Origin of the sequence: Streptomyces sp. CB02366 (assembly GCF_001905905.1) — a bacterium.
GTDB lineage: Bacteria > Actinomycetota > Actinomycetes > Streptomycetales > Streptomycetaceae > Streptomyces.
The window spans coordinates 1-11,740 of the sequence record NZ_LIVT01000018.1; the positions used below are offsets into that span (position 1 = coordinate 1).

The window sequence follows — 11,740 nt, forward strand, 5'->3', positions numbered from 1 at the left end:
GGGAGCGGCCACAACCACGGACGGTCGTCCGAAGAGCACGGACCCCTCGGACGACTGCCAGACGTCCGGTCAGCCGGCCTGGGCCTTCAGGTGGCGGCGCAGGTACTCGCCGGTGAGGGAGGAATCCGCGGCGAGCAGGTCCTTCGGCGTACCGGTGAAGACGATCTCCCCGCCTTCCCGTCCGCCGTCGGGGCCAAGGTCGATGATCCAGTCGGCCTGCTGCACCACATCGAGGTTGTGCTCGATGACCACGACGGTGTTGCCCGCCTCGACGAGACCGTCCAGGAGCGCCAGCAGGGTGTCCACGTCCGACATGTGCAGCCCGGTGGTGGGCTCGTCCAGGACGTAGACCGTGCCCGTGCGGTGCAGCTGGTCGGCGAGCTTGATGCGCTGCAGCTCACCACCGGAGAGGCTGGAGAGCGGCTGACCCAGGCTGAGGTACCCGAGGCCGACGTCCACGAGGGCGCGCAGCTTGGGCAGCAGCGCCTTCTCGGTGAAGAACTCGACGGCCTCGTCGGCGGGCAGCTCCAGGACGTCCGCGATGGACTTGCCGCGAAGCTTGTGCTCCAGGACCTCGGGCTTGAAGCGGCGCCCCTCACAGACACCGCAGTGGGTGGTCACGGGGTCCATGAAGGCCAGCTCGGTGATGATGACCCCGCGGCCCTGGCACTCCTCGCACGAGCCCTTCGAGTTGAAGCTGAACAGTGAGGCGTTCGCGCCGGTCTCCTTCGCGAACAGCTTGCGCAGCGGGTCCATCAGACCGAGGTAGGACACCGGTGTGGAGCGCGAGGAGGCGGCGATCGCGGACTGGTCGACGAACACGGCGTCGGGGTGCGCCTCCATGAAGGCCCCGGAGATCAGGCTGCTCTTGCCGGAACCCGCCACCCCGGTCACCGCGGTCAGCACGCCGGTGGGTACGGCCACGGAGACCTGCTTCAGGTTGTGCAGATCCGCGTTCTCCACGGTCAGCTCCCCCGTGGGCGGGCGGACCTCCTCCTTCACGCGTGCCCCGCGCCGCAGTGCCTCCCCCGTCCGGGTCTTCGCCTTCCGCAGCTCCGCGAAGGACCCCTCGAACACGATTTCGCCACCGTGCACCCCGGCCCCGGGGCCGACGTCGACGATGTGGTCGGCGATCTCGATCACATCGGGGTCGTGCTCGACGACCAGCACGGTGTTCCCCTTGTCGCGCAGCGCGCGCAGCAGCTCGTTGAGCCGTCCCACGTCGCGCGGGTGCAGGCCGATGCTGGGCTCGTCGAAGATGTAGGTGAGCCCGGCCAGACCACTGCCGAGGTGGCGGACCATCTTCAGCCGCTGCCCCTCGCCCCCGGAGAGGTCGGCCGTGGGCCGGTCCAGGGTCAGGTAGCCGAGCCCGATGGACACGATCCGCTCCAGGGCCGTGCGCGCGGCCTTCGCGAGGGGAGCCGCGGCCGGCTCTGTGACGCCGGTGAGCACCTCCGTGAGGTCGCGGACCTCCATGCTCGAGTAGTCGGCGATGTTCTTGCCGTCGATCCGCACGTCGAGCGCGGCGGCGTTGAGCCGCGCCCCCCGGCAGGAGGGGCAGACGCCGTCGGTGACGAAGCGTTCGATGACCTCGCGCTTACGATCACTCAGGGCGCTGAGGTCGCGCTTGAGGTTGAGCCGCTCGAACCGGTCGGCCAGCCCTTCGTAGTTCGTCTGGAACTCGGTGCTCTTGGTCTTCAGCGTCACCTTCCCGCCGGTGCCGCGCAGCAGGGTGTCCAATTCCTCGGCGCTGTACTCGGCGATCGGCTTGGCCGGATCCAGACGGCCTGACTTCGCCCAGATCTGCCAGTCGGGGCTGCCCACCTTGTACTCGGGGAAGAGAACCGCCCCGTCGTCCAGGGACTTCGAGCGGTCCAGCATCTTGTCCAGGTCGAGGGCGATGCTCTGGCCGAGACCGTCGCAGTCCGGGCACATGCCCTGGGGGTCGTTGAACGAGAACGCGGAGACGCCGAGCGAGGACGGCTTCTTGTCCGTCGTCGTGCCGAACCGGGCGAACAGGGCCCGGATCATGGGCTGCACGTCGGTCATGGTGCCCACCGTGGACCGGGCGTTGCCCCCCACCGGCTTCTGGTCGACGATCACCGGGGTGGTGAGGTTCTCGATCGCCTCGGCCTGCGGACGTTCGTACTTCGGGAGCTGGTTGCGGATGTACCAGCTGAAGGTGGAGTTCAGCTGCCGCTGGGCCTCCACGGCCACCGTGTCGAAGACGATCGACGACTTGCCCGATCCCGAGACCCCCGTGAAGACCGTGATCTGGTTGCGGGGGATCGTCAGCGAGACATCCTTGAGATTGTGGATCCGCGCGCCCGCGATACGGATGCCGTCTCCCGGACCGGATGCGGTGTCCGCGCCGGGGGTGGGGTCGGTGACGCTCACAGAGTTCTCCTCCTGGTTCCGTACATGAGTCACCGTTCCGCCGGACGGACCGGCGGAACGGTAACCACCTAGCCTGCACTCAGGAGGTGTCCGCGGTCTTCTCCTGCCGTGCTGACTTGGGCGGCGGCCCGCCCGAGAAGGCGGGCTCGGTGCTCCAGCCGGCCAGCCGCTCCTCCCGCTCCTGCTCGTCGCTCTCGAAAGCGATCCGGCTGCTCGCCCAGCGCAGGAGCGGCGGCGCCGACACCGAGGTGATGAGGGCGATCAGCACGATGATCGTGAAGGTGACGGTGTCCAGTACGCCGATGCGCAGCCCGACCAGGGCGATCACCACCTCGATCATCCCGCGCGAGTTCATCCCCGCCCCGAGCGCCAGCCCCTCGTACCGGCTCATCCCGCCGCTGCGGGCGGCGACGTACGCACCGGCGAACTTGCCGAGCGTGGCCACGAAGAGGACGACGACACCGGTGAGGAGGACCGACGGCTCCGCGAGCGCCGTCAGGTCCATGCGCAGCCCCACACTGCCCAGGAACACCGGGGCGAACACGGCCATGACCAGGGTGCGCAGCGGAGCCAGCCGCGCCGGGTCGATGTGCCGGAGCAGGGTGGCCCCGGCCACGAACGCCCCGAACAGCGCCTCCATCCCGGCCGCCGCGGTCAGCGCCCCGTACAGGACGACGACGGCCACGCCGACGGTGATGGCCGACACCGGAACCCGGCCGCCCCCGGTACGGGACATCCGCCTGCCGATCGGGCCGCCCACCGCGCACGCCGCGGCGATGAACACGGCGGTCCAGGCCATTGTGGTCAGGACCACGGGCCCGCCGGCCCCCCCGCTGGCCAACGCCGTCACCAGGGCGAGCAGCAGCCAGCCCACCGCATCGTCGAACACGGCGGCCGCGATGAGCAACTGGCCGACGTTGCGGTGCGTGAGGTTCAGGTCCGCGAGCGTCTTGGCGATCACCGGGAGCGCGGTGACGCACATGGCGACCCCGAGGAACAGCGCGAAGACGCCCCGTTCTCCGGAGTCCGTCAGCAGCGAGGCCGGCACCAGGTACCCGGTGGCGATACCCAGCCCCAGAGGCACCAGGAGACCGGCCAGGCTCACCCGGGCAGCCAGCCCCCCGCGCCTGCGCAGGATCAGGGGGTCGAACTGAGCCCCGGCGATGGCCACCAGCAGCAGGATGCCGAACTGGCAGAACGCGTCGAGCAGGTGCGCCTGCGACATGTCCGCGGGGAACAGCCGGCCGGAGAGCCCCGGTGCGATCTGCCCCAGCAGCGTCGGCCCCAGCAGCACCCCCGCGGTCAGTTCCCCCACCAGGGGCGGTAGGCCGACCCGGGCGCCCAGCCGCCCCAGACCGTAGGCGCAGACGAGGAGTACGCCGACCTGGAGCAGGAAGACGGTCAGCGGCTCCCCGCCCAGCGGCGACGTGGCGGCGGCGAGCGCCGCCACGTCAGGACCGTGCATGGGGAACCCAGCCCAGTCCGTCCGTCGACGCGGCCAGGCCCCCCTGCCTGACCGGTCGCTCGGCCCCCGCCTCGTCGCCGAGCAGCGCCCGCGCCTGCAGGGCGGCGCCCTGCTCCATGAGACGGCCCACCACCTTTCCCGGCACGGCGCCGTGCGGCCCGCCGGTGTCGTCCGCGGCGGTGTGCGTCATGCCGGCCATCTCGTCCGACGCCTCGGCGAACCGCTGCCTGGCCCGCGCCGCGTCGGCGAACTCGTCGGAGGAGACCCCGCCGATCAGCTCGACGAACGACTCCAGGTCGGAGTCCGCGGTGTTGGAGATCTTCCGGGCCTGCCAGAAGTAGGAGTCCTCCGAATGGTGCATGTCGTAGAAGCCGACGAGGAACTCGTAGAAGCGGCTGTACTCCAGCCGGTAGCGCGCCTCGAACTCCTCGAACGCGGTGGTCTCGTCGACCGTCCCGTCCAGGCAGGAGTTGAGCGAGCGCGCGGCCAGCAGCCCGCTGTAGGTGGCGAGGTGGACCCCGGAGGAGAACACCGGGTCGACGAAGCACGCGGCGTCCCCGATCAGGGCCATGCCCGGCGCCCAGAACTTCGTGTTGCTGTACGACCAGTCCTTGCGGACCCGCAGCTCGCCGTAGGGGCCCTCGGTCACCCGGGTGGCCTCGGAGAGCTTCTCCGCGATCAGCGGGCAGGCCGCGATGAACGACTCCATCGCCTTCTCGGGGTCGCCCTGCACCAGGCTCGCCGAGTCCCGGTTCACCACCGCGCCGACGCTGGTCAGGTCGGGGGTCAGGGGGATGTACCAGAACCAGCCGTGCTCGAAGGCGCAGGTGAAGATGTTCCCGGAGTTCGGCTTGGGCAGCCGCTTGCCGCCGTTGAAGTAGCCGAACAGGGCGAGGTTGCGGAAGAAGGGCGAGTACTCGCGCTTGGAGCCGGACTTCTTGTACAGCCCGCCGGTGTTGCCGGAGGCGTCCACGACGAAGCGGGCGCTCACCTCGTGCTCACGCCCCTCGGCGTCCCGGTAGCGCACCCCCCGGACCCGGCCGTCCTCGGCCTTGAGCACGTCGAGGACGTCGCTGTTCTCCCGTACCTCCACCCCGTGCTTGCGAGCGTTGTCGAGGAGGATCTTGTCGAACTTCATGCGTTCGACCTGGTAGGCGTACCCCGTCGCACCGGGCATCCGGCGCGAGACGGCGAAGTCGAACGTCCAGGGCTCGGGGTTGGCGCCCCACTTGAACGTCCCGCCGTGCTTGATCGTGAAAGAGGCCTTCTTCAGCTCGTCGGAGACGTCGAGGAGATGCGCGATGCCGTGGACGGTGGCGGGGAGGAGGGACTCACCGATCTGGTAGCGCGGGAAGGTCTCCTTCTCCAACTGGAGCACCCGGTGACCCCTCTTGCGGACCAGCGTGGACACGGTCGAGCCCGCCGGGCCACCGCCCACCACGATGACGTCGTACTGCGCTGACACGTCCACGGAGTCTCCTTCTCGCGCGTCGGGAAGCGGCGTCTCACATTCGCTGGAATCCTCCGGCCCGCCGCGGGGGCGCCGCATCTCCGGGATTGCGAAGTCGTGGGCATTCTGCGAGAAGCGCGTACCGCGCGGTCCGGTCTACAGTGACGTGGAATTTCAGTGATTGCGCTGAAGGGCGGAACACAATGAAGGCACTTGTACTGTCGGGCGGTTCGGGAACCCGCCTGCGCCCGATCAGTTACGCCATGCCGAAGCAGCTTGTTCCGATCGCCGGGAAGCCGGTCCTGGAATACGTTCTGGAGAATATTCGCGACCTCGATATCAAAGAGGTCGGTATTGTCGTCGGCGACTGGGCTCAGGAAATCATTGAGGCGATCGGGGACGGCAGCCGTTTCGGTCTGCGCATCACCTACATACGCCAGGACCAACCCCTGGGCATCGCGCACTGCGTGAAACTGGCCCGCGAGTTCCTCGACGAGGACGACTTCGTCCTGTACCTGGGCGACATCATGCTCGACGGGGACCTGCCGGCGCAGGCCCGGGAGTTCCTCCGGGCCCGCCCCGCCGCGCGGATCGTCGTGCGCCAGGTGCCCGACCCCCGGGCCTTCGGCGTGATCGAGCTGGACGCCCAGGGACAGGTGCTGCGCCTGGTGGAGAAGCCCCGGGAACCGCGCAGCGACCTGGCGGCGATCGGCGTGTACTTCTTCACCGCCGACGTGCACCGCGCCGTCGACGCGATCCGGCCGAGCGCCCGCGGGGAGCTGGAGATCACCGACGCGATCCAGTGGCTCCTGGAGCACGGCTCGCGGGTCGAGGCCGGCCGCTACACCGACTACTGGAAGGACACCGGCCGGGTCGAGGACGTCGTGGAGTGCAACCGCCGAATGCTCGGCCGGCTGGCCCGCCGGGTGTCGGGCGAGGTGGGCCCGGAGAGCGAACTGCTGGGCGGTGTGGTCGTCGAGGAGGGCGCGCGCGTGACACGTTCGCGGATCGTGGGGCCCGCGGTGATCGGTGCGGGGACGGTCGTCGAGGACAGCCAGATCGGACCGTACGCCTCCATCGGCCGGCACTGCACGGTGCGGGCCTCCCGGCTCTCCGACTCCATCGTCCTGGACGACGCCTCGATCCTCGCGGTGGCCGGACTGCACGGCTCGCTGATCGGGCGGGGCGCCCGGGTCGGGCCGGGGGCCCGGGGCGAGGCCCGGCACCGCCTGGTCGTCGGCGACCACGTACAGATCGAGATCGCGGCCTGACGCCCGCCTGCCGGGACCCCGGGGGGAGGTCCGGCAGGGGCGTCAGGCCGCGAAGGGCGCTGCCGGGACGGGTGCGACCCGCCCCGGCAGCACACAGGTCCCCGGTCCGCGGAACCGGGGGCCACGGTTCGATCAGCCGAAGGTCAGAGCCACGTGGCCGAGGTCGAGACCGGAGTTGCCGGCGCCGAGGTTGCACGCGTCGGTCGCGCAGTCGACGTTGCCGACCGGCGTGCCGGTGGGCGTGCTGCCCGCGTACGTCTTGCGCACGACGAAGCTGAACGACGCCGCTCCGGACGCGTCCGTGGTGAAGGAGGTGGCGGTCGCCGGGTTGCACGCCTCCTGGCCGCCGACCGGCGCACACTGCGCGATGTAGTAGGTCTCACCCGCGGCCGCACCGCTGACCGACACCGAGACGCTCTGCCCGTCGCTCAGGCCCGACGCGGGGCTGGCCGAGAAGGAGGGCGCGGCGAAGGCCACGGACTGCGCGGCGGCGGCCAGCCCGATGGACGCGACAGCCACGACGCCGAACCTGGAGGCACGGCGGGACATGTGACGTAACGACATGCGGATACTCCATTTCGAGGAGGGGGTTGATCACTCCCTGAAAGGATCACCTCGAATGGCTGCCGCCTGCATCTTCTTCTGTGCTGTCATTCCCCTGGGGCACCGTGCTCCCGTCGACGGCCGCGCGGACGATACGGCAGACTCCCCGTACCTCCTTCGGCCCCACGGCCGTGCCGGTGGGCAGTGACAGCACCCGCTCGGTGAGCGCCTCCACCTTCGGGAGCGGATCGGGCGCGTGGCGCGCGGGGTCGGACCGGTAGGGCTCGCAGCTGTGGCAGCCGGGGCTGAAGTAGGCGCGGGCCAGCACATTGTGCCGCTTGAGCACCTCCTGGAGCTCGTCGCGGTGCAGTCCGGCCCGGTCGGCGTCCACCTCGATGACGACGTACTGGCAGTTCGACAGCTCGCCCTGCTCCTGCGGGCGGACCCGGACGCCGGGCAGGTCGTCCAGGTACTCCTCGTACAGCCGGTAGTTGCGCCGGTTGACCTCGGTGAAGTGGTCGGCCGACTCCAGGGAGGTGAGGCCCATGGCCGCGCTGATCTCGTGCATCCGGGCGACCGTTCCGCTGCCGGTGATCTCGTGCGCGGCGTTGAGGCCCTGGTGGCGCATGGCCCGGAGCCGGTCGGCCAGCGCGTCGTCGTCGGTGACGATCGCACCGCCCTCGAAGCTGTTCACGAACTTCGTCGCCTGGAAGCTGAAGATCTCCGCCGTGCCGAATCCGCCGATCGGCTTGGACCGGTAGGTGCAGCCGAAGGCGTGGGCGGCGTCGAAGAGCAGCGGGAGCCCGTGCTCCTCGGCCAGCTTGGTCAGCTCGTCGATCCGGGCGGGCCTGCCGAAGACGTGCACGTCCAGGATGGCGCGGGTGCGCGGGCCGATCAGCCGCTCCACGTGCGCCACGTCGGCGGTGCCGGTCTCCTCGTCCAGTTCGCAGAAGACGGGCACCGCACCGATCCAGTCCAGCGCGTGGGCGGTGGCGACCCAGGTGAAGGAGGGGACGATCACCTCATCCCCCGGGCCGATGCCCAGGGCCTTCGCGGCGACCTGGATGCCGGTGGTGGCGTTCGACACGGCGACGCAGTGCCTGACCTCGGTGAGCTCGGCCACGCGGGCCTCGAACTCCCGGACCAGAGGGCCGTCGTTGGTGAACCACAGCCGCTCCAGCGCTCCGTCGATCCGTTCGATCAACCGGTCGCGGGAGCCCACGTTCGGGCGTCCGACGTGCAGCGGTTCGCTGAAGTAGGGCGTGGGCAGGGACTCGAGACGCACCGGGCCGCCGCTCATGCCGTGCGCACGCCGACGAAGAGGCCGGGGCTGTTGGGCCGGCCGTCGGCCAGCCGGAAGCCCGGCACGAACCTCACCGAGAGGCCCGCCGACTCGAAGGCGTCGGCGTACTGCTCGCGGGTGAACAGGCTGGAGGTCAGGACCTCGGAGAACTCGCTGAACCCGGAGGCGTCCGCGACCCGGAACCGGACCTCCAGACGCGACTTGTCGCCCTGGCGCACGGAGTGCGTCATCCGCGTGATGACGCGGCCCTCCTCACGGTGCAGATGGCCGCCGACATGCCCGTCGAGGAAGTTCTCGGGGAAGTACCAGGGCTCGGCGACCAGGACACCGCCGGGGTTCAGGTGCTGGGCCATGGCCGACACCGCGGCCTTGAGCTCGGTGACGGACCCCATCTCGCCGAGCGCGTTGCCCATGCAGGTGATCGCGTCGAAGGTGCGGCCCAGGTCGAAGGAGCGCATGTCGCCGGCGTGCAGCGGGACGCCGGGCAGCCGGCCGGCCGCCTGCTCCAGCATCGCGGGCGCGTACTCCAGGCCCTCCACGTGGCCGAAGAGCGTGGCGAGCGTCTCCAGGTGGGCGCCGGTGCCGCAGGCGACGTCCAGGAGCGATACGGCGTCGGGGCGGTCGGCGAGGATCAGCTCGGTGAGCCCGCGGGCCTCCAGGTCGAAGTCCTTGCCGCGGCTGCGGAACACGAGGTCGTAGAACTTCGCGTGCTCGGGGCCGTACTCCATCAGACGAGCTCCTTCGCTGACTGGGCGGAGATGATCCTGGGCTCCGGGATGGGAACGATGAACTTCCCTCCCGCCTCGAGGAAGCGGCGCTCCTTGCGGACGACCTCTTCGGTGTAGTTCCACGCGAGGAGGAGGTAGTAGTCCGGTTCGGTGGCGGCGACCTCGTCCGGCGGAAGGACGGGGATGCGGTTTCCCGGCAGCAGCTTGCCGTGCTTGAGGGGCGTGGTGTCGCCGCAGACGGTGATGTCGTCGGCGGTCAGGCCGCAGGCCATCAGCAGCTGGGTGCCCTTGGACGGCGCCCCGTAGCCGGCCACGCGGTGGCCGTCCGCCGCCAGGCCGCGGACGAGCGTGCGCACCGCCTCGGTCACGTGCGTCACCCGCTCGGCGAAGGCCCGGTAGGGGGCCTCCGTCAGCAGTCCGCGCTCCTCCTCCAGGCCGAGCAGCGCGGCGACCGACGGCTCCGGGGTCCGCGCGGCCGACTCGCGTGCGGCGACGACGGCGATCGAACCGCCGTGGACGGCGACCCGCTCCACGTCGATGATCCGCAGGCCGTGCATGCCGAAGAGGTGGCGCAGCGTGTGCAGGGAGAAGTACGACAGGTGCTCGTGGTAGATCGTGTCGAACTGGTTCTCGTCGAGCAGGTTCAGCAGGTACGGCACCTCGATGACCAGGACGCCGTCGTCGTCGAGCACCGCGTCGACGCCGTCCAGGATGCGGTGTACGTCGTCGATGTGCGCGAAGCACTGGCGGCCGATGACGGCTTTGGCCCGGCCCTGCTCGGAGGCGATGCGGCCCGCGGGGCCGGGGCCGAAGAAGTCCGGGTCGGTGGGGACGCCCCGCGCGTTGGCGATCTCGGCGAGGTTGGCCGCCGGGTCGACCCCGGCCACCCGCATGCCCGCCTCCTGGAACATCGCGAGCTGGGTGCCGACGTTGCTGCCCAGCTCCACGACCAGGTCGCCGGAGGCGAGGCCCGCCCGGCGGGTGGCCAGCTCGACGATGTGCGCCATGTGCTCGCGGATCTGGTCGGAGTCGGAGGAGACGTAGACGTAGTGCTTGAACAGCGCCTCGGGGTCGACGACATGCCGCAGCGTCATCAGCCGGCACGACCGGCACACGATGACGTCGAGCGGGAAGACGTCCTGCGCCTCGTCGGCGTCGGCCGGGTCGACGAAACCGTTGGCGAGCGGTAGCGAACCGAACGAGATGACCTCGGTCCAGTCGTCCGCACCGCATACACGGCAGGTCTCGTCCCGCCTGCATTTCTCCAGCATGAAGTCTCCTGACGGCGAAAGCCGACGCATCGGGCCCGTCGGTCCGGGGACGTCAATCTAGAGTTCCGGCCGACGGGCGCTCCACTTCGTGTGTGCCCTAGTGCTTCAGCGCAGCGGACGGGTGAACGACCGGACGTCCTCGACGAGGAGCTGCGGCTGCTCCATGGCGGCGAAGTGCCCGCCGCGGTCGAACTCGGTCCACCGCGTCAGGGTCGGCAGGATGCCCTCGGCGAACGACCGGATCGGCCGGGTGGCGTCGTCCGGGAACACCGCGACGCCGACAGGGGCGCTCAGGGGCCAGGGCCCGCCCCAGGTGCGGGCGAAGTCCGCCATGCCGCGAGCCGACTCGTAGTACAGCTGGGCGCTGGACCCGGCGGTCGCGGTCAGCCAGTAGATCATCACGTGGGTGAGCAGCCGGTCGCGCGGGATGGCCTCCTCCACGTTCTTGCCGCCGCTCCACTCCTGGAACTTGTCGAGTATCCAGGCGAGTTGGCCGACCGGCGAGTCGGTGAGCCCGTAGGCCAGGGTCTGCGGTCGGGTGGCCTGGATGCGCTGCCAGCCGATGCCGGTGTCGGCGAACTCCCCGCCGTGCGCCAGCTTGCCCAGGTCGCTCTCGTCCAGGCGCCCGATGGCCTCCGGGTCGTCCTGCGGCGGGAAGGTCACCAGCATGTTCAGGTGGACGCCGGCCACGTGCTCGGGGTCGGCCAGCCCCAGCTCCAGCGAGACGACCTTGCCCCAGTCGCCGCCCTGGGCGACGTAGCGCTCGTAGCCGAGCCGGTTCATCAGCTCAGCCCAGGCGCGTGCGATGCGCCGCACGTCCCAGCCCGGCTCGGTCGTCGGGCCGGAGAACCCGTAGCCCGGCATGGAGGGGACGACCACGTGGAACGCGTCCGCCGGGTCGCCGCCGTGTGCGCGCGGGTCGCTCAGGGGGCCGATGACGTCGAGGAACTCGGCCACCGAGCCGGGCCAGCCGTGGGTGAGGATCAGCGGGACCGCGTCCGGCTCGGGCGAGCGCACGTGCAGGAAGTGCACGTCGGCGCCGTCGATGGTGGTGACGAACTGGGGGAACGCGTTCAGCTCGGTCTCCGCGGCCCGCCAGTCGTAACCGTGGCGCCAGTGCTCGGTGAGCTCCTTGAGGTAGGACAGCGGTACTCCGCGGTCCCATCCGGATCCGGGTATCTCCGACGGCCACCGGGTCGCGTCGATCCGGCGGTGCAGGTCGTCGATGTCGGACTGGGCGATCTCGATACGGAAGGGACGCACAGTGAATCCACCCTCGTGATTGTGGGAGCGGGCGGCGCGAAGCGGCCGT

At 70.3% G+C, this 11,740-nt stretch carries 9 protein-coding genes; 1 reads left to right on the plus strand and 8 read right to left on the minus strand.

All coding sequences use genetic code 11. The features are described from left to right. Positions 1-69: 69 nt before the first annotated feature. From AMK24_RS29400 to AMK24_RS29410, 3 genes are all read right to left on the minus strand, one after another. Positions 70-2,397 carry an ATP-binding cassette domain-containing protein gene (locus tag AMK24_RS29400; RefSeq protein WP_073771946.1) on the minus strand — a complete coding sequence of 776 codons (2,328 nt, stop codon included), beginning with the start codon at positions 2,395-2,397 and terminating at the stop codon, positions 70-72. A gap of 79 nt (positions 2,398-2,476) precedes the next feature. Next, entirely contained in the window at positions 2,477-3,862 is a 1,386-nt protein-coding gene (locus AMK24_RS29405) for a cation:proton antiporter (RefSeq protein WP_073771947.1), read from the minus strand. Then, a complete protein-coding gene (locus AMK24_RS29410; protein WP_199876532.1) occupies positions 3,849-5,333 on the minus strand; it encodes a tryptophan 7-halogenase in 1,485 nt (494 codons plus the stop codon). The genes AMK24_RS29405 and AMK24_RS29410 overlap by 14 nt, the downstream gene beginning before the upstream one ends. A gap of 182 nt (positions 5,334-5,515) precedes the next feature. Between AMK24_RS29410 and AMK24_RS29415 the strand changes: the two genes are divergently transcribed. Next, complete coding sequence (locus AMK24_RS29415; RefSeq protein ID WP_073771948.1) at positions 5,516-6,583, plus strand: glucose-1-phosphate thymidylyltransferase; 1,068 nt, start codon at positions 5,516-5,518, stop codon at positions 6,581-6,583. Positions 6,584-6,715: 132 nt separating this feature from the next. Here AMK24_RS29415 and AMK24_RS29420 read toward each other — a convergent pair whose 3' ends face one another. The 5 genes from AMK24_RS29420 to AMK24_RS29440 form a co-directional block, all read right to left on the minus strand. Next, positions 6,716-7,147 carry an enediyne antibiotic chromoprotein gene (locus tag AMK24_RS29420; protein WP_079190681.1) on the minus strand — a complete coding sequence of 144 codons (432 nt, stop codon included), beginning with the start codon at positions 7,145-7,147 and terminating at the stop codon, positions 6,716-6,718. Positions 7,148-7,193: 46 nt separating this feature from the next. Next, positions 7,194-8,411, minus strand: coding sequence for a DegT/DnrJ/EryC1/StrS family aminotransferase (locus AMK24_RS29425; protein WP_073771949.1), 1,218 nt, complete (start codon positions 8,409-8,411; stop codon positions 7,194-7,196). Between the two features lie 11 nt (positions 8,412-8,422). After that, complete coding sequence (locus tag AMK24_RS29430; protein WP_073771950.1) at positions 8,423-9,157, minus strand: class I SAM-dependent methyltransferase; 735 nt, start codon at positions 9,155-9,157, stop codon at positions 8,423-8,425. Then, positions 9,157-10,428: a class I SAM-dependent methyltransferase gene (locus AMK24_RS29435; RefSeq protein ID WP_073771951.1), complete on the minus strand. Its 1,272-nt coding sequence runs from the start codon at positions 10,426-10,428 to the stop codon at positions 9,157-9,159. Before AMK24_RS29435 ends, AMK24_RS29430 begins: the two co-directional genes overlap by 1 nt. Before the next feature lie 105 nt (positions 10,429-10,533). Beyond that, on the minus strand, positions 10,534-11,691 hold the full coding sequence (locus AMK24_RS29440) for an epoxide hydrolase family protein (RefSeq protein WP_073771952.1): 1,158 nt from the start codon (positions 11,689-11,691) through the stop codon (positions 10,534-10,536). Positions 11,692-11,740: the final 49 nt, after the last annotated feature.